This window comes from Ruegeria sp. BHSC223, assembly GCF_059613025.1.
Genome location: NZ_JBXWRR010000002.1, coordinates 145,719 through 162,541, shown reverse-complemented (window position 1 = coordinate 162,541; position 16,823 = coordinate 145,719). Strand labels below are relative to the sequence as shown.

General features: G+C 59.9%; 17 protein-coding genes. 11 read left to right on the top strand and 6 right to left on the bottom strand.

The window, feature by feature from the left end:
* Positions 1 to 17: 17 nt before the first annotated feature.
* From napA to napF, 3 genes are read right to left on the bottom strand one after another with little or no spacing between them, the layout of a single operon-like run.
* Entirely contained in the window at positions 18 to 2,510 is a 2,493-nt protein-coding gene (napA, locus tag AC2FNY_RS04750) for a nitrate reductase catalytic subunit NapA (protein WP_234137466.1), read from the bottom strand.
* A gap of 1 nt (position 2,511) precedes the next feature.
* Positions 2,512 to 2,784, bottom strand: a complete 273-nt coding sequence (locus AC2FNY_RS04745) for a chaperone NapD (RefSeq protein WP_496801778.1) — start codon at positions 2,782 to 2,784, stop codon at positions 2,512 to 2,514.
* Positions 2,781 to 3,302: a ferredoxin-type protein NapF gene (gene napF, locus AC2FNY_RS04740; protein ID WP_496801777.1), complete on the bottom strand. Its 522-nt coding sequence runs from the start codon at positions 3,300 to 3,302 to the stop codon at positions 2,781 to 2,783. The genes AC2FNY_RS04745 and napF overlap by 4 nt, the downstream gene beginning before the upstream one ends.
* A 778-nt stretch (positions 3,303 to 4,080) precedes the next feature.
* Between napF and AC2FNY_RS04735 the strand changes: the two genes are divergently transcribed.
* The 3 genes from AC2FNY_RS04735 to AC2FNY_RS04725 all read left to right on the top strand — a co-directional run bounded on the left by AC2FNY_RS04735 (position 4,081) and on the right by AC2FNY_RS04725 (position 6,042).
* Positions 4,081 to 4,716 carry a sigma-70 family RNA polymerase sigma factor gene (locus AC2FNY_RS04735; protein ID WP_275671260.1) on the top strand — a complete coding sequence of 212 codons (636 nt, stop codon included), beginning with the start codon at positions 4,081 to 4,083 and terminating at the stop codon, positions 4,714 to 4,716.
* Positions 4,713 to 5,348 carry a ChrR family anti-sigma-E factor gene (locus tag AC2FNY_RS04730; protein WP_496801776.1) on the top strand — a complete coding sequence of 212 codons (636 nt, stop codon included), beginning with the start codon at positions 4,713 to 4,715 and terminating at the stop codon, positions 5,346 to 5,348. Before AC2FNY_RS04735 ends, AC2FNY_RS04730 begins: the two co-directional genes overlap by 4 nt.
* 178 nt (positions 5,349 to 5,526) lie before the next feature.
* The gene (locus AC2FNY_RS04725; RefSeq protein WP_234137470.1) at positions 5,527 to 6,042 is read left to right on the top strand and encodes a fasciclin domain-containing protein; all 516 of its coding nucleotides are present in this window, start codon (positions 5,527 to 5,529) and stop codon (positions 6,040 to 6,042) included.
* A 99-nt stretch (positions 6,043 to 6,141) separates the two neighbouring features.
* Here AC2FNY_RS04725 and AC2FNY_RS04720 read toward each other — a convergent pair whose 3' ends face one another.
* Positions 6,142 to 6,867, bottom strand: a complete 726-nt coding sequence (locus AC2FNY_RS04720) for an SDR family NAD(P)-dependent oxidoreductase (RefSeq protein WP_234137471.1) — start codon at positions 6,865 to 6,867, stop codon at positions 6,142 to 6,144.
* Complete coding sequence (locus AC2FNY_RS04715) at positions 6,864 to 7,697, bottom strand: DUF1365 domain-containing protein (protein WP_439653299.1); 834 nt, start codon at positions 7,695 to 7,697, stop codon at positions 6,864 to 6,866. Before AC2FNY_RS04715 ends, AC2FNY_RS04720 begins: the two co-directional genes overlap by 4 nt.
* Before the next feature lie 73 nt (positions 7,698 to 7,770).
* On the opposite strand from AC2FNY_RS04715, the gene AC2FNY_RS04710 reads away from it, so the two are divergent.
* From AC2FNY_RS04710 to AC2FNY_RS04685, 6 genes are read left to right on the top strand one after another with little or no spacing between them, the layout of a single operon-like run.
* Complete coding sequence (locus AC2FNY_RS04710) at positions 7,771 to 9,114, top strand: NAD(P)/FAD-dependent oxidoreductase (RefSeq protein ID WP_496801775.1); 1,344 nt, start codon at positions 7,771 to 7,773, stop codon at positions 9,112 to 9,114.
* Positions 9,053 to 10,210: an SAM-dependent methyltransferase gene (locus tag AC2FNY_RS04705; RefSeq protein WP_234176497.1), complete on the top strand. Its 1,158-nt coding sequence runs from the start codon at positions 9,053 to 9,055 to the stop codon at positions 10,208 to 10,210. Before AC2FNY_RS04710 ends, AC2FNY_RS04705 begins: the two co-directional genes overlap by 62 nt.
* A complete protein-coding gene (locus AC2FNY_RS04700) occupies positions 10,203 to 10,697 on the top strand; it encodes a hypothetical protein (RefSeq protein WP_234137474.1) in 495 nt (164 codons plus the stop codon). Before AC2FNY_RS04705 ends, AC2FNY_RS04700 begins: the two co-directional genes overlap by 8 nt.
* Positions 10,697 to 11,923: an MFS transporter gene (locus AC2FNY_RS04695; protein WP_234137475.1), complete on the top strand. Its 1,227-nt coding sequence runs from the start codon at positions 10,697 to 10,699 to the stop codon at positions 11,921 to 11,923. Before AC2FNY_RS04700 ends, AC2FNY_RS04695 begins: the two co-directional genes overlap by 1 nt.
* Positions 11,920 to 12,480, top strand: coding sequence for a DUF3833 domain-containing protein (locus tag AC2FNY_RS04690; protein ID WP_234165760.1), 561 nt, complete (start codon positions 11,920 to 11,922; stop codon positions 12,478 to 12,480). The genes AC2FNY_RS04695 and AC2FNY_RS04690 overlap by 4 nt, the downstream gene beginning before the upstream one ends.
* 33 nt (positions 12,481 to 12,513) lie before the next feature.
* The gene (locus AC2FNY_RS04685) at positions 12,514 to 13,251 is read left to right on the top strand and encodes a TspO-related membrane protein (RefSeq protein WP_496801774.1); all 738 of its coding nucleotides are present in this window, start codon (positions 12,514 to 12,516) and stop codon (positions 13,249 to 13,251) included.
* A 28-nt stretch (positions 13,252 to 13,279) separates the two neighbouring features.
* Here the strand turns inward: AC2FNY_RS04685 and AC2FNY_RS04680 are convergent, their stop codons facing one another.
* Positions 13,280 to 13,741 carry an SH3 domain-containing protein gene (locus AC2FNY_RS04680; protein ID WP_235775929.1) on the bottom strand — a complete coding sequence of 154 codons (462 nt, stop codon included), beginning with the start codon at positions 13,739 to 13,741 and terminating at the stop codon, positions 13,280 to 13,282.
* Between the two features lie 200 nt (positions 13,742 to 13,941).
* On the opposite strand from AC2FNY_RS04680, the gene AC2FNY_RS04675 reads away from it, so the two are divergent.
* Both AC2FNY_RS04675 and ggt read left to right on the top strand, forming a co-directional pair.
* The gene (locus AC2FNY_RS04675; RefSeq protein ID WP_234137479.1) at positions 13,942 to 14,928 is read left to right on the top strand and encodes a 2-hydroxyacid dehydrogenase; all 987 of its coding nucleotides are present in this window, start codon (positions 13,942 to 13,944) and stop codon (positions 14,926 to 14,928) included.
* Between the two features lie 96 nt (positions 14,929 to 15,024).
* A complete protein-coding gene (gene ggt / locus AC2FNY_RS04670) occupies positions 15,025 to 16,815 on the top strand; it encodes a gamma-glutamyltransferase (RefSeq protein WP_496801773.1) in 1,791 nt (596 codons plus the stop codon).
* Positions 16,816 to 16,823 lie beyond the last annotated feature (8 nt).

The following is a 16,823-nucleotide window of genomic DNA, read 5'->3' as shown; positions in this document are numbered from 1 at the left end:
TTATTCCTTCAAAGGGGTTATGCGCGCTCGACCTTGCAGGCGCACTTCTTGAAGTCGGTTTCCTTCGACAGTGGGCAGGTCGCGTCCAGCGTCAGCTTGTTGATCAGTTGTCCCTCGTCGAACCACGGCACGAAGACCAGACCCTTGGGCGGCTTGTTGCGCCCGCGGGTTTCTACCCGGCTCAGCATTTCACCCCGGCGGGTCGAGATCATGATCTCTTGCCCGCGTCGCAGGTCGCGCGCCTGCGCATCGTCTGGGTGCATGAACACCATCGCGTTCGGGAAAGCGCGGTGCAGTTCCGGCACCCGGCGGGTCATCGATCCCGAATGCCAGTGCTCCAACACCCTGCCGGTGCACAGCCACAGGTCGTATTCATCGTCCGGAGCCTCGGCCGCCTCTTCGAAGGGTGCGAAGATGATCTTGGCCTTTCCATCCTTGTGCCCGTAGAAACGGACCTCTTCTCCGGCAGGCACATAGGGGTCATAGCCTTCGCGGAAGCGATACAGCGTTTCCTTGCCATCAACGACCGGCCAGCGCAGGCCGCGCGCCTTATGGTAGGTGTCGAAATCGGCAAGGTCGTGCCCGTGATGACGCCCGAAATCGGCATATTCCTCGAACAGCCCCTTCTGGACGTAGAATCCGAAATCCCTGCTTTCCTGGTTCTCGAACCCGTCGGCGATTTCGGAAACAGGGTAGGCATTGACTTTGCCATTCTCGAACAGGACTTGGAACAGCGTCTTGCCAGCCAGTTCGGGCTTTTGCGCCACAAGCTCCTCGCCCCAGGCTTCTTCGACGGTGAAGCGCTTGGAGAACTCCATGACCTGCCACATGTCCGAGCGCGCCTCGCCGGGGGCATCGACCTGCTGGCGCCAGAACTGGGTGCGGCGCTCCGCGTTGCCATAGGCCCCTTCCTTTTCGACCCACATAGCTGTGGGCAGGATCAGGTCGGCGGCCATGGCCGTCACGGTCGGGTAGGGGTCGGACACGGTGATGAAGTTCTCCGGGTTGCGATAGCCTGGAAAGCCTTCCTCGTTCATGTTGGGCGCGGCCTGCATGTTGTTGTTGCACTGCACCCAGTAGGCGTTCAGGACGCCGTCCTTCAGCATCCGGTTCTGCAACACTGCGTGAAAGCCCGGCTTGGCAGGAATGGTACCGGCGGGGATGTTCCATGCCGTTTCGCAAATCTCGCGGTGCTTGTCGTTCATCACAACCATGTCGGCGGGCAGGCGGTGGGCAAAGGTGCCCACTTCGCGCGCGGTACCGCAGGCAGACGGCTGCCCGGTCAGCGAGAAGGGCGAGTTGCCGGGTTCGGAAATCTTGCCAGTCAGGAGGTGTACATTGTACATCAGCCCGTTCACCCAGGACCCGCGCGTGTGCTGGTTGAAGCCCATCGTCCACAGCGACATCACCTTGCGGTTCGGGTCGGCGTATTGCTGCGCCAAGCGTTCCAGCTGGTGCACGGGCACGCCCGAGATCTCGGATGCCTTTTCCACTGTGTATTCGGCAACCGAGGCGGCATATTCCTCGAAGGTCATTGGGGTCAGCTTGCCCGAATCCGGGTTGGCGGCCGCCTGTTGCAGTTCGTGTTCAGGACGCAGGCCATAGCCGATGTCGGTATCGGTCTTCGTGAAGTTGACGTGCTTGTTGACGAAGTCCCAGTTCACCGCGTCGTTCTGGATGATGTAATTCGCGATGTAGTTCAGGATCGCAAGGTCCGACTGGGGCGCGAACACGATGCCGTTGTCGGCCAGTTCGAACGACCGGTGCTCGAAGGTCGACAGCACGTGCACCTCGGCGCCCGGCTTGGTCAGGCGCGTGTCGGTCAGGCGCGACCACAGGATCGGGTGCATCTCGGCCATGTTGGAGCCCCACAGCACGAAAGTGTCCGCGTGTTCGAGGTCATCATAGCACCCCATGGGTTCGTCTATGCCGAAGGCGCGCATGAAGCCCACCACGGCTGAGGCCATGCAGTGACGAGCGTTCGGATCGATGTTGTTCGATCGCAACCCGGCCTTCATAAACTTGGCCGCGGCATAGCCTTCCCACACGGTCCACTGCCCCGATCCGAACATTCCCACCGAGGTCGGACCCTTCTTGGACAGCGCCTCTTTCCACTTCTGCGCCATGATATCGAAGGCTTCGTCCCAGCTGACTGGTTCGAATTCGCCGTTCTTGTCGTAGATGCCGTTCGTCTTGCGCAGCAGCGGCATGGTCAGGCGGTCCGATCCGTACATGATCTTGGACAGGAAATAGCCCTTGATGCAGTTCAGGCCGCGGTTCACCGGTGCGTCCGGGTCGCCCTGTGTGGCGACGACGCGCCCTTCCTTTACCCCTACCAGAACCGAGCAGCCCGTGCCGCAGAAGCGGCAGGGGGCCTTGTCCCAGCGGATGCCGGCGGCGGCGGTTTGTGCAACCGCAGGACCGGTCGCAAGCGGAATGCCAACTGCGGCTGCGGTGCTGGCTGCGGCGGTGGCTTTCAGGAAAGCCCGGCGTGAGTCCGAGATGGTCATGTCAGTTCTCCGGCTGGGTAGTGGCGAGCTCGGCTCGCGGTGAGAGGTCTTCGAAATGGTGGTAGTTGAGCGTCAACGAGATGACGCCTGGAACCTGGTGTAGCGCCATGATGGTGTCCGAGGCATAGGTGTCGCCGGTGTCTTCGACGACGACGACAAGGCGGCCGTCCTCGGTTCCGGCGTGGATTTCGACGCCGTTCATTTCCTCGATCCGGGGGCGGGTCGCAGTCAGCACCTCTGGCGCGACATGGACAAGGCATCCGCAGATGTTCATGCTGTGATCTCCGTTTTGGCGGGCTTGGGGCGCTCGAAAGCGACAGATTGGGCCGGGCAGGTGAAGGCGCATTCGCCGCAGCCGGTGCACTGCTCCTGGTCCAGAACTGGGACTGCGCGCCCTCCAGTTTGCAGGCGGAATCGGATTGCGCGGTGTTCGCAGGCATCTTCGCAGGTGCGACAGGAAATCCCCCGAAAAGATAGGCAGGTTTTCAGGATCGTGGCCCGCCAGGGCCAGTCAACCTGATCCTCGACCGCCAATGCCCCGGTTGGACAGGCCTGCGCGCAGTCGCCGCAGAACGTGCAGGCGCCGTGGTGAAAGTCCAGTTTCGGCCCGCCGGACGCTGCGTGGTGGACGATGTGTTGCGGACATGCGCGAGAGCAAGCGCCGCAATCATCGCAAAGACGGTCAAACTCCGGCTGCGCACCGGGCGGACGTATGACCGGTTCGCGGCTTTCCCGGAAAGCTCCTCGCAGAATGTCGCGTCGGCTGTGCTTGAGCATCAAGGTCTTGTCCATCCCGTATTTGCGAACCGAAACACGTTCCGTGCCACTGCCACTTGATCGGAACTTGCGCATGGTGAATTTCGGGGCACTTTCGGGCGAAGTGCCGATTGATCATTCATATTGTCTCAGGAGCGCCCGCGAATTGATTTAGGTCATTTTCCAAATGAATTCGGATAATTGCATGTGATTGTTGGCATGCGGCTCTCGAGGCGCGATGGACTACGGTCAATTGGTCCATCTCTGACATGCCTCGGACAAGACAGGTATCCGGGGCCTGCTTTCGCCATGTTGTGCAGAGCAAGCCTTCCTACCCAACGCGGTGAATGCTTGGAATCCGCTTGACCTTCATGTACTTTCTCAAATGCAAGATCCTTTTGATCGCGTCCGCTTTGGGCTGGGACCGGCATCCTGTGTCAAGAGCCTGAACGGTAGCTGAGGGTCGTCCACCTTTGCAGGTTTGATGCTTCAACTACGAATCCTGCGCTGCCTCCAAAAGTCCTCAATCTACCTGATTCTAAGGCTGTAGGCCTCACTCGCGAGTTGCGCATTCAGGGTTGCCTCAGATCGCCCTGTCCGGGCTTCCTGTTCCAGGAGACGCTGAACTTACCCATCGCAGGTCTTTTGTTCCTTCTCATAGACCGCCCAGCACAAGTCGGGGACCTGCCGCCCGAGGCTCGCGGGATTCTCCAGTGGGGGCGCCAATTGCCATGATGATCCGGGGCTGTTTCGAGAAATCGGCAGGGTAATTAGAAAAAATGATCCGTATTTCCTAGCCGGTCGTAAACTGCTTATGTTGACACAGATCCTTGAAACCCCTCGAAGCGTTCAGCGTGCAAGCTTTGCGCGCGGTCACGAAAGAGCAACTGTGTCTCAAAGCAATATCGAGATCTCGGAACAGACCCAATGGATGATCGCCGTCCGAGACAACCGTGATCGCGCCGCATTCGCCGCGCTGTTTGATTTCTTCGCGCCGCGGCTCAAGGGGTTCATGATGCGGTCCGGCCTATCGGCGCATCAGGCCGAGGAAATCGTACAGGATGTCATGCTGACGATCTGGCGCAAGGCGGCGATGTTCGATCCGCATCGGGCGCAGGTGTCCGCGTGGATATACCAGATTGCCCGAAACCGACAGATCGACATCGCGCGCAAGGAGCGTCGCCCGATGCCCGAAGAGTTGAAAGAAGAGCCGGGCACTGAAGCGGACGCGAGCCAGATACTGGGTCTGGAACAGGAAGCCGGACGCTTGAAGCAAGCACTTACCAAACTAAAACCCGAACAACGCGAAATGATTGAAAAGGCCTATCTTGGCGAGCTGACCCATCAGGAGATCAGCGCTCAGACCGGCCTTCCATTAGGAACCATAAAGTCACGTATTCGGCTTGGGCTGGAACGACTTAGACACGAGTTGAAGGACCTCAAGCAATGAGTGCCATAACCCATCATATCCCCGACGCAATGTTGGCGGCCTATGCAGCGGGCAACCTGCCGCATGCTTTTGCTGTTGTGGTGGCAAGCCATGTGTCGCTTTGCGAACAATGCCGCGTCGCATTGGAAGCGCATCAGGCGGTCGGCGGTGCAGTTTTGGAAGAAATCGCCACAGTAGCTGTGTCGTCCTCGCTGAAGAATGACATCCTGGCCCAGCTTGACGCACCCTTTAGGCCTGAACCAGTCTACGAGCGCAACGGGATTTATCCCGGCCCGGTGATAGAGGCGCTGAAAGGCCGTGCGCCGAGGTGGAAAAAGCTGGGTATGGGTGTGCGTCAGGATATCCTTACAGCTGATACCAATGGTTCGGTGCGATTGCTCTATATTCCACCAGGGCAGGCAGTGCCGGACCACAGCCATAGCGGGTTGGAGCTAACTCTTGTGCTGCAGGGCAGTTTTAGCGACGAGACCGGCCGGTTCGGGGTCGGCGATCTCGAGATCGCAGATGAAGATCTGGAACACACGCCAATTGCCGATGATGGCGAAGCCTGTATTTGTCTGGCTGCCACCGACGCACGATTGCGGTTTCGCGCGCTGGTGCCTCGTCTTTTGCAACCCTTGTTCCAGATCTAGGTATCAAAAACTGGACGTCACCTTCTTGAAGCCATCGGATTTCCGGTGGTTTCTTTTTTTTACAATGCCTTGCATCACAAAGCTGTGAGGTGGTGATCCAAAGGCGGGGCGCTGCGTATCCCCTATACGAACAACAATTCAGTCCGGGTAATTACACCCATCGCCAAGGAGAGCCAGAATGAAGATGACGATCAAGACTACCATTGCTGCCGCCGCGCTCAGTGTTTCCGCCGCCTCCGCACAGGCCAACACAATCGTCGATATCGCCGCCGGAGACGAGCGCTTCTCGACCCTGGTCGCCGCCGTAACCGCAGCAGGCCTCGCTGAAACACTGTCCGGCCCGGGCCCGTTCACTGTCTATGCCCCGGTGAATGACGCTTTTGCGGCCTTGCCGGAAGGCACGGTCGAAACTCTGCTCAAGCCCGAAAACAAGGATCAGCTGACCAACGTGCTGTTGTATCACGTTGATGACCGTAAACTGACGGCAGAAATGATCCCTGCCGGCTCGAACTATTTCAAACCCATCCTGGCAAGCGGACGCCTTTGCATCACTGCTGGCGCAGAGGGTGTGAGCATCGCGGATGGGACGGGCGAAGTGGCCAACGTGATCATCGCGGATATCCAGGCCGACAACGGCGTGATCCATGTCGTGGATAAGGTGCTTTTGCCCGGCGCGCGTCCGGCCTGTCACTGACGACGACCGCTCGGCCAATTGTGGCCGGTCGTCTGAATACGCAACAGGGCTGCCGGCGATCCGGCAGCCCATTTCTGTGCTTGATCATGGGGTTTGCCTTTACTTGCCCCGGAAAACCAGCCAATCCGGCAAAATCGCCAATGTCTTGATCGCCCAAGAGAACGGCGCTGGAAAATCGGTGCGAAAATGCCGCTTTCTCATCGCCTTTAGTACACGGGACGCAGCTTTGTCAGCGGTCATCAGCATCGGCATCCGAAAGCTGTTTTTCTGTGTCAGCCGGGTTTTGACGAAACCGGGATTTACGAGTCGTACAACAACGCCCGTATCCTTGAGGTCAAATCGCATGGTTTCCGCCAGACTGATCAGTGCCGCCTTGCTGGCCCCATAACCGATGGCGCTTGGCAGTCCCCGGTAGCCAGCCAGCGATCCTATCAGGGTGATATCGCCCTGGCCGTTTTCGAGAAATCGCGGCACGATTTCGCCCAGCACGCGGAGCGCCCCGCTGAAATTGACCTCACACATCATCAGCGCAGCCTCGCTGTCCCACTGTGTCGTGTGCATCGGTTCATATGCGCCGGCATTGTAGATCACGCCATCCACGTCGCCGATAACGGCGACGGCTTGGCGCACCGCGTCAGCGTTGGTGACGTCCAGCGGAAGCACGCGCGCGTTTTCCAGATCGGCACACAACTCGTCGAGCCGCTGTTTGTTGCGCGCAGACAGCACCAGATGCGCCCCCGCTGCGTTCAACTGCCTTGCGAGGGCACGCCCCATGCCTTCGCTGGCTCCGACGAGCCAATATGTCTTGCCGGAAAGTTCGGTCATTCGGAAGCCCTGCCCAGATTCTGGCTGACGGTTATCGCTTTCGTAGGGGCGGGCTGCCTTTTGAGGAAGGGTGCGCGCTTTAAATAGAGTTTCGCAGCCTGCCAATGGATCAGCGCGAGGACTCGCAGCGCGCCAAACGGGCGCCGGGCCGCTGCCCACATCAACGACTTGTCCGTCGCGATGCGGCGATGACCCGACAAGGTAGCCAAGACGCCTTTGTCCCCATCTTCAAAGGAAATGCGGATGTCGATCTTCGTTTCGCTGATGTTGAAATTGAACCGGTAGACTCCGGAAACCCTTTGAAACGGAGAGACATGCATAATCTTCTCGGCGATCAGCGTGTCAGCAGGCCGGATTGTGCGAAAGTCCTCATGCGCGCAGAAATAGCAATGCCGCTGGCCAAAGGTATTGTTGACCTCGGCAACAAATGCGCGCGGGGTCCCGTCGATTAATGCGATCCAGAAGCTGACAGGATTGAAATGGAACCAGAGAAAACTCGGTTGCGTCAGCAGCAGAAGTTGGGCCGCCTCGGACTGGAAGCCCCGACTGTCCAGCACCTCCCTGAACCATGCCATTCCCTGTCCGCCTCTGCGAGCCCCGCCGTGGTGGCGGTCCCACAGTGACCAGAGGTTGAAGCGATTGCGAGACATCAGCCGTGGCGTCGCTTCTTCTAGATCGGTCAGCACGAAATCGACGCCATAGCTGAACACGTTTTTCAGCGTGCCGCGTCTGGCGTGAAGGGTCCGGGCCTGGATGTGTTCCATCTGCATAAAAGCATTACGCGCAGGCGTCTTGGATGGATCAATGTCAATCTGAATCTTTTTTATCATTTTCGCGGCAGATCTGATCCAACCTGAGAGCTGGTGCGTAAATGCTTAAGGACGTTGGAAACACGAGGACGGAATGTTTGATCAGACCCAGGGGCCGCGTAAAAAGATCGCCATAATCGGAGGCGGCATCTCTGGCCTTTCCGCCGCGTATTACCTTACGCCATATCACGATGTCACCCTGTTCGAGGCCGCGCCCAGGCTCGGCGGGCATGCGCGCACCGTGATGGCAGGCAGGAATGGCGACCAACCGGTCGATACCGGGTTCATCGTTTTCAACTACGTGACCTATCCTTACCTGACACGCTTATTTCGCGAGCTCGACGTGCCGGTCATCAAAAGTGAGATGAGTTTTGGTGCCAGCATCAACGACGGTTGGCTGGAATATGGCCTGTCGAACATGGGCGCGATCACGGCACAGAAAAGCAACCTGCTGCGCCCGCAATTCTACAAGATGATCGCCGACATCATCCGGTTCGGAAAGAACGCAGAAGCTGCTGCTAAGGATGATGACAAAACCATCGGGCAACTCGTTGACGATCTGGGATTGGGGGACTGGTTTCGAAACAACTATCTGATGCCGATGTGCGGAGCGATCTGGTCGACACCAATGGGCGAGATTGATCAATTTCCGGCGAAATCGCTGGTGCGGTTCTTCCGCAATCACGCTCTTCTGGCGGGTGCCGGTGAACACCAATGGTGGACGGTCAAGGGCGGAAGCATCGAGTATGTGCGCAGGTTGGAGGCAGCACTGATCGCTCGGGGCTGCACGATCCGCACCAACACGTCCGTCCGACATGTTCAAAGAGATGCCTTCGAGGTTCGCATCGTCGCTGGCGGTGATGCCCCGGAGTCCTTTGATGAAGTGGTTCTGACCTGCCATTCCGACCAGGCCCTGGGCATGCTGGGGGAGGACGCCACCCGTGCCGAGCTGGAGGCACTGGGTTCCATCCGTTATCAGCCCAACACCGCCGTCTTGCATTGTGACACACGACAGATGCCTAGGCGCCGGGCCTGCTGGTCAAGCTGGTCCTACCGCTCTCAGGAGGGCAGTATCGGCGTCACCTACTGGATGAACAAGCTGCAGAGCATCCCTCAGACTGATCCACTGTTTGTCACCCTGAACCCATCGATCGAGATCCCTCAGGAGGCGATCTATGACGAGGTGGAGTTTGCCCATCCTGTCTTTGACAGCGCCGCTTTGAAGGCCCAGCAGGCCATTCGGGAGATGCAGGGCCTCAATCGGACCTGGTTTGCAGGCGCCTGGAACCGGCACGGTTTCCACGAGGATGGCATTGCCAGCGCCCTGCGTGTCGTGCGTGGGCTCAATGAACGTCACCAATTCAAAGGAATGGAAAATGCGCTTCACCAACAAGGCCTTGAGATCGAATTTCCTGTCGACCTGCGAGCAACTGCGTGACGGCCAACTGACCCTGCGAACGCCAGAGGGCGAACTCTATCGCTTCGGCCATACCGGGCCAGAGGTCGAAATGGTTATTCGTGATTGGTCTGCCGTGTCCGCCATGGCCGCACATGGGCAGGTCGGCCTGGGTGAAAGCTATGTTCATGGACTTTGGGACACATCCTCGATCGAGGGGCTGATGACCGTCGCGATGAAAAATCGCGAGCATTTTGGGGCATATGATAAGGCCAGTCCACTCAACAAGGCCAAGTTCCGGCTTGTAGACACGGTCCTCAGAGCGAATTCACGGAGCGGCGCGCGCAAGAATATCCGCTCTCACTATGACGTGGGCAACGAGTTTTATGCGCTGTGGCTGGATGAGGGGATGACATATTCGTCTGGGTTGTTCGACCTGACCGACGATGACCTGGCTCACGCTCAAACCCGCAAGAATGCGCGCGCCCTGTCGCGATTGGCATCCGGGGACCGCTTGCTTGAAATAGGCTGTGGTTGGGGCGGTTTCGCCGAGCAGGCCAGCACACATGGATATGATGTCACTGGTGTCACGATTTCCCGAAACCAGCACAGCTATGCAGAATGCCGCCTGGATGGGCGCGCGGACATCCAGTTGAGCGATTACCGTGACATCAATGGCCGGTACGACAACATCGTGTCGATCGAAATGGTAGAGGCGGTCGGAGCACGCTATTGGCCAAGCTACTTTGCCACCCTCAAACGCAATCTGGCCGAGGGCGGGCGCGTACTGTTGCAGGCGATCACCGTCAAGGACAGTTTCTTTGAGACCTACAAGAACTCGTCCGACTATATCCGCCAATATGTCTTTCCCGGGGGCATGCTGCTGTCGGACAGCGTGATCGCGACCCAGGCCAAGGGCGCGGGCCTTGCGGTGCGCGACAATTTCGCCTTTGGGCAGGACTATGCCAGAACCTGCCGTATTTGGGCCGAACGCCTGAGTGCTCAAAAGCGACAGATATCCGATTTGGGATATGGCGAAGGATTCTTCCGGAACTGGCACTACTATCTTGAAATCTGTGCCGCGTCCTTTGCCGTGGGGCACACCAACGTCGTTCAGGTGGAGCTCGCTCATGCGTAGCCTCTTGATCGTTATGGCCACGCTGCTTGTTCCCTTTGCTGCGCTGGCCTCTACCATCACTTCAGCTCTGCCGGGGGCGGAACTGCGCGGTGCAGCGACTTTTCGTTATGTCGGTTTCCCACTCTACGAGGCGCAGCTGTACACTAGGTCAGGCGCCCCGTTGGATTGGAGCAAGGATTTCGCGCTTGAACTGAAATACATGCGCGACCTGACCGGAAAGGACCTGGTCGAAGGTACCATGCGCGAGCTGAATCGCACCGGAGTCGACCTGCCGGTACGCGGACAGCTTGAGAAGTGCTTCCGCGATGTGAGCAAGGGCGACCGCTATGTCGCCGTGTCCAGCGGAAAGAACCAGATCGGGTTCTGGTTGAATGGGAACAGGGTATGCACACTCAGCTACCCCGAGATCAAAACCTACTTCATGGCGATTTTTCTGGGTGAGAACACACGGTCGAGCTCCTTTACTCGGAAACTGAAGGGCGAGTGATGATTTACCCGCGTGTCAGCCTCTATGCGCTGATGCTGGCCGCGGCCGGCATCCCTCTCTATATACATCTGCCTAGGTTTGCTTCGGTGGAGCTTGGCATTGGTCTTGGTGCGATCGGTGCGATCCTGTTGGCGATACGGTTGGTTGATCTTGTCCAGGACCCGCTGATCGGCTGGGCGATCGACCGATGGCCACGCGCTCAAAGCCTGTTTGCCGTGGCTGCCGCCCTTGGATTGGCGATCGGCTTTCCGTTGCTTTTTGCGACGCAACCGGGGTCAAGCGTTGTGGCGCGTCTTTTGGTGATCCTTGTGCTGCTGTTCTCGGCATATAGCTTGGGCATGATCTTGCTCTATGGGCGCAGCGCAACCCTGGCTGCGGAGCCCACACCGCGCGAATTGATGCGGCTGGCGGCGTATCGCGAGGCCGGTATGTTGGCGGGAGTGATCGTTGCGGCCATTGCTCCGGCGATCCTGGTCACTCTGGGAGCAGCCGAACAAGGTTATGGTGCGTTTGGACTGTTTCTCGGAGCTATCGCATTGGGCACTGCGGTGCTTACTTTACCAATTTGGCGCCGGGAACCGCTCCAGGCGGAACGTCTTTCACTCGTTGGTCTTCGTCAGGCTGGGGCTATGCGGCTTTTGACCCTTGCCTTGGTGAATAGCCTGCCGGTGGCGATTACTTCTACCTTGTTCCTTTTCTTCGTCGAGGACCGCCTACAGCTGGCAGGCAAAGCAGGCCCCTTGTTGATCCTATTCTTTCTCAGCGCGGGTTTCAGCGTGCCGTTTTGGGTGTGGACAAGCCAAAAGATGGGGGCGAAAGCGACGCTGATGATCGCCATGCCGTTGGCCATTCTAGGCTTTGTCGGTGCAGCGTTCCTAGCTCCCGGTAACCTGATCGGATTCGCTGCGATTTGCCTGGCCTCCGGCGCCGCTCTGGGAGCCGACATGGTCATTCTGCCGACCATGTTTTCGGTGGCACTGACAAAAGCGGGGCTCGAAGCGTCGGCGGCCTTCGGTATCTGGTCCTTCGCAGGCAAGCTTGGCCTTGCATTGGCTGCGTTCCTAACGTTGCCGTTGCTTGAGTTCAGCGGTTTTGTACCGGGCGCGTCAAACAGCGCCGCCGCGTTGGGTGCGCTCAACGTCTCTTACGCCGTCTTCCCATGTCTCCTGAAACTTGGCGCATTGGCACTTGTTCTTGCGCTTCCCACAGAGAACCAAATCGCATGAAGCTTCTCACCACTCTGCTAGTTCTGGTCATTCTTATCATGGCCGCAAAATCCCTGTTTCTGAGCTTTCGGGCGCAGAAACCGTCCAATTATGCCGACACCGGGCCCGTCTTTACCCTAAAGACCCATCTTTCGGGCGAGTTCTTGTCCGAGGGCCTGATTTATGGGCCGACCGGTAAGATGACCAACAGTTTCGTAGCCCGGATGGTTGGTGAGTGGGATGGGGACACTGGTACGTTGAGCGAGGAATTCACCTATTCCAATGGCAAGCAGCAAAGCCGCAAATGGTTCCTGAAGCTTGGCGAGGGCAACAGCTTCACGGCAATCGCCGATGACATTGTCGGAGAGGCCAGGGGCACCATGTCCGGAGCGACCGTCAAGATGGAATACCAGATCGTTTTGCCAGAAGACGCGGGCGGGCATCGCCTGACCGCGACCGACTGGCTATATCTTACCGAAAATGGTGTCATCATGAACAAATCCGAGATGCGCAAGTTCGGTATCAAGGTGGCAGAACTGATTGCAACCATACGCCCGAATCCCGGTGAAGGACGCTGATCGCCATCTAAGCGCGCGCACGGAGAAATCGGCATGTCACACCAGAAAACACCCTATCTCGCCGTTGCGGTGACGCTGGCTTCGATCGCGTTTGCCCTGTCGCCGCTGATGACTCGCGAGTTTGCAGGTTTTCGCCCCGAGCAGTTTCCCGTGGTCTCGGACTTCTGGCCGGTTCAGCCCGCGGGCTGGGCGTTTGGCATCTGGGGAGTGATCTATGTCTGGTTGATTCTTGGGGCGATTTGGGGGCTTGTGAACGCGCGGCGCGATTTCGACTGGGAGCGTATGCGGGCGCCGCTATTGGTGAGCCTTGGTCTGGGAACCTTCTGGATCGCGGTGGCCAACGCGTCGCCGCTGCTTGCAACGTTCATGATCGGTGCAATGGCGGCGTTTGCTATTGCCGCCATGCTGCGCGCAGGAACCACGGCCGCTATTTGGCAAGCTGCGCCGGTGGCGCTCTATGCGGGATGGTTGACGGTGGCAACCGGCGTGGCGACGGGCGTGGTTCTCGGCGGCTACGGTGTTCTGACCGCTCAAGTATCGGCTCTGGTGATGCTTGTGGCAGTCCTGGTCGTCGCCTTGATCGTCCAGAGCGCGCGGCCAGCTGAATGGGCCTATCCGCTCGCAGTCATTTGGGCGCTTGCTGGAGTTATCGCGGCAAATGTCGCGTTAGCAAACTGGTCGGTGATTTTGCTGGCCACAGTCGGGATCGTGGCGCTGGCGCTTGGCTTCTTGCTGCGCGGAGGACCGCGTAGCTTGCGGTGGAAGAATTAGGGGTGAATTCTAGCGCTCTGCGAGCGCCTCATTCGCGAAGTTCGTCGGCGCCCACGCCCCAAAGGTTTTCCTTTGGGGCCCAGCCGCGATACCCGCCGGCAGAAATACGGCACCAGTCCTGTGTGCAACTACCCAATCGGGCCACCACGCCCATCTCAAAATGGGCGGCGACTTGAGAGGCCGGGTCGGGGCGAGCGTAGAGTGGCATCATGTCCCTTTCCACAAGCACCGTACGCACACCCGACAGCAGCGCATAGTGAACCCAGCCGCCAGCGCCGTCTCGATCCTGGACCTTGCGCCAATGTCCATGTTCGGCAGTAATCTGCAAAGGCATATCGCGCCGCTTGAACACCCAGTCGATCCGATGGGTCAGCGACGGGCCGCGCCGAACGTTACCTTCGTTCGCCTTCATCGAAACAAATCGGGGAATCGGCAGATTGGTCACCGTGCCACGCTTGGCTTCTTCCGCTACCGGAGCGCCTGGTACCATGGCTATGAATGTCGAAAGGATAGCTGCCACCAATGGGCGCATGAAACTGCTGTAACCTGTCACTGTCTGCCTGCCGGAATGTCTGCCTGCTCAATCGGAAAAAGCCTGCGTCATTTGCGCATGGGGTTCTTGTGCCCCGCTCTCTCCTGCGCCACGATGCCATGGCGCGCACCGAATTGCAAAGCCGTGGGAGAGCTCAAGTGCCAAGAGAACGTCTGAGTGTTGTCGTAACGCGACGGTTGCCCGAGGTGGTGGAAACCCGCCTGAGCGAACTGTTCAATGTCCGTCTGCGGGATGACGACACGCCAATGTCGCGCGACGAGCTGGCCGCGGCCCTGCGCGAGGCCGATGTGCTGGTGCCGACGCTGAACGACCGCATCGACGCGGGCCTGCTGGCGCAGGCGGGCGAGCGGTTGCGGCTGATTGCCAATTACGGGGCCGGGGTCGATCACATTGACGTGGCCACGGCACGTCAGCGCGGCATTCTGGTTTCGAACACGCCGGGTGTGCTGACCGACGACACCGCTGACATGACCATGGCGCTGATTCTCGCCGTCACCCGCCGGATCCCCGAAGGGCTGGCGGTCATGCAAAAGAACGAATGGACCGGCTGGGCGCCCACCGCGCTCTTGGGCGGGCGCGTCGGTGGACGTCGGCTTGGTATTCTTGGCATGGGCCGCATCGGTCAGGCGGTGGCCCGTCGCGCCAGTGCCTTTGGCATGCAGATCCACTATCACAACCGCCGCCGGCTGCGGCCCGAGGTCGAGGATGCACTGGAAGCGACCTGGTGGGACAGCCTTGACCAGATGATCGCACGAATGGACGTGATCTCGGTCAACTGCCCGTCGACGCCCTCGACCTTTCACCTGATGAACGCGCGGCGTCTGAAGCTGATGAAACCCTCGGGTGTCATCGTCAACACCTCGCGTGGTGAGGTGATCGACGAGAACGCGCTGACCCGGATGATTCGCGCGGGTGAGATTGCCGGGGCGGGGCTGGACGTCTACGAACACGGCACCCAGGTGAACCCGCGTCTGCGCGAATTGCCCAATGTCGTGCTGTTGCCGCATATGGGCTCGGCCACGCTGGAGGGTCGGATCGAGATGGGCGAGAAGGTGATCATCAATATCAAGACCTTCGCCGACGGTCACCGCCCACCCGATCAGGTGGTGCCCGCGATGCTCTGAGCCGCCAAGGTGGATAGAGCCGAACAGCCTTAGATTGTATCGTCCCCGCATCGCTGTCAGGATGAACGCGGTAACGCGACAGCAGGGAGAGTGACGATGCGAACGGGTATGATGGCGGGCCTCTGGCTTTCGGCGCTGGCGGCAGGGGCCGCACTGGCGCAGCAAGAGGCCGACACGGTGGCGCCCGAAGGCGCGGCAGCGGGTCAGGTCAGGCCGTTCTCTGCCGTGGTCGAGGCCGCCCAGGCGGCCAAGGAGGCAGGACAGCCGGTCGAGGCGCAGAACTGGATGGTTGCCGCCGCCAACCCGCTGGCGGTCATGGCCGGGGGCAATGTGCTGCGCCAGGGGGGCACCGCTGCCGATGCGATGGTTGCGGTGCAGACCGTGCTGGGTCTGGTCGAGCCGCAAAGCTCGGGTCTCGGCGGCGGCGCCTTTCTGGTCTGGTATGATGGCAATACCGGGCAGATGACCACGCTCGATGCCCGCGAAACCGCCCCGCGCGAGGCAACGCCGACCCTGTTTCAGGACGAAACCGGCGCGCCGCTGAAATTCTTCGATGCCGTGGTCGGTGGCCGCTCGGTCGGCACGCCCGGCACGCCCGCCCTGCTGGAAGAGGCGCACCGCCGCTGGGGACGGGCCAATTGGGGGGCGCTGTTTGGCGATGCGATCTGGCTGGCCGAGAACGGCTTCACCGTCTCGCCGCGCCTTGCCGGTCTGGTCGGGGAAGACGCCGAAAGGCTTGGCCGCTTCCCCGAAACGGCGGCCTATTTCCTGCCCGGCGGCACGGCAATCAAGGCCGGTGATACTCTGAAAAACCCCGCTTATGCCGCCACTCTGCGGGCGCTGGCCGCAGGAGGGTCGGCCGCCTTTTACGGCGGTCCCATCGCCGCCGATATCGTGCGCACCGTGCGCAATGCCGAGGGCAATCCAGGCGTTCTCTCCGGGGCCGATCTGGCGCTTTACCAGGTGATCGAACGTGAACCGGTCTGTGCCAGCTATCGCGCCTTTGAGGTTTGCGGCATGGGACCGCCCTCGTCGGGCGCGCTGACCGTGGGGCAGATTCTGGGCCTGCTGGAGCCCTATGACCTGGCGGCGCTGGGCGCCGAAAACCCCGAAAGCTGGCGGCTCATCGGCGATGCCTCGCGCCTCGCCTTCGCTGACCGGGGCCGCTACATGGCCGACAGCGATTTTGTCCCGATGCCCACAAAGGGGCTGGTCGACCCGGCCTATCTGAAATCGCGCAGCGAGCTGCTTGCCGGCCCCAACGCACTGGAGAGCGCAGACCCCGGCAACCCGGAGTTCGACCATGCCTCGAACTGGGCCGATGACATTTCCATCGAGCTGCCTTCGACCTCGCATATCTCGATCGTGGACCGCTATGGCAACGTTTTGTCGATGACCACCACCATTGAAAACGGCTTTGGCTCGCGGCTGATGACGAACGGGTTCCTCCTGAACAACGAACTGACCGATTTCTCGTTCAAGACCCATGACAATGGCGTGCCCATCGCCAACCGGCTGGAGCCGGGCAAGCGCCCGCGTTCCTCGATGGCGCCCACCATCGTCACGCAGGATGGCAAGCCGGTTCTGGCCATCGGCTCGCCCGGCGGCAGCCGCATCATCGGCTATGTCGCCCAGTCGATCATCGCCTGGGCTGATTGGGGGATGAACGTGCAACAGGCGCTGAACGCGCCGCATCTGGTCAACCGCTTCGGCACCTATGACCTGGAAGAGGGCACCGATGCGGCCGGGATGGAAGAGGCGCTGACCGGCCTCGGATACAAGGTCTCGGTGCGGGCACTGACTTCGGGCCTGCACGCCATCGAGATCGGTGAAACCCTCAAGGGTGCCGCCGATACCCGCCGCGAAGGTATCGCCATGGGCGAATGAGCCGGTCG

Coding starts and splice junctions, on each gene's coding strand:
- napA (WP_234137466.1), bottom strand. CDS start 2,510: ATGACCATCTCGGACTCACGCCGGGCTTTCCTGAAAGCCACCGCCGCA.
- AC2FNY_RS04745 (WP_496801778.1), bottom strand. CDS start 2,784: ATGAACATCTGCGGATGCCTTGTCCATGTCGCGCCAGAGGTGCTGACT.
- napF (WP_496801777.1), bottom strand. CDS start 3,302: ATGGACAAGACCTTGATGCTCAAGCACAGCCGACGCGACATTCTGCGA.
- AC2FNY_RS04735 (WP_275671260.1), top strand. CDS start 4,081: ATGTTGACACAGATCCTTGAAACCCCTCGAAGCGTTCAGCGTGCAAGC.
- AC2FNY_RS04730 (WP_496801776.1), top strand. CDS start 4,713: ATGAGTGCCATAACCCATCATATCCCCGACGCAATGTTGGCGGCCTAT.
- AC2FNY_RS04725 (WP_234137470.1), top strand. CDS start 5,527: ATGAAGATGACGATCAAGACTACCATTGCTGCCGCCGCGCTCAGTGTT.
- AC2FNY_RS04720 (WP_234137471.1), bottom strand. CDS start 6,867: ATGACCGAACTTTCCGGCAAGACATATTGGCTCGTCGGAGCCAGCGAA.
- AC2FNY_RS04715 (WP_439653299.1), bottom strand. CDS start 7,697: ATGATAAAAAAGATTCAGATTGACATTGATCCATCCAAGACGCCTGCG.
- AC2FNY_RS04710 (WP_496801775.1), top strand. CDS start 7,771: ATGTTTGATCAGACCCAGGGGCCGCGTAAAAAGATCGCCATAATCGGA.
- AC2FNY_RS04705 (WP_234176497.1), top strand. CDS start 9,053: ATGCGCTTCACCAACAAGGCCTTGAGATCGAATTTCCTGTCGACCTGC.
- AC2FNY_RS04700 (WP_234137474.1), top strand. CDS start 10,203: ATGCGTAGCCTCTTGATCGTTATGGCCACGCTGCTTGTTCCCTTTGCT.
- AC2FNY_RS04695 (WP_234137475.1), top strand. CDS start 10,697: ATGATTTACCCGCGTGTCAGCCTCTATGCGCTGATGCTGGCCGCGGCC.
- AC2FNY_RS04690 (WP_234165760.1), top strand. CDS start 11,920: ATGAAGCTTCTCACCACTCTGCTAGTTCTGGTCATTCTTATCATGGCC.
- AC2FNY_RS04685 (WP_496801774.1), top strand. CDS start 12,514: ATGTCACACCAGAAAACACCCTATCTCGCCGTTGCGGTGACGCTGGCT.
- AC2FNY_RS04680 (WP_235775929.1), bottom strand. CDS start 13,741: ATGGTACCAGGCGCTCCGGTAGCGGAAGAAGCCAAGCGTGGCACGGTG.
- ggt (WP_496801773.1), top strand. CDS start 15,025: ATGCGAACGGGTATGATGGCGGGCCTCTGGCTTTCGGCGCTGGCGGCA.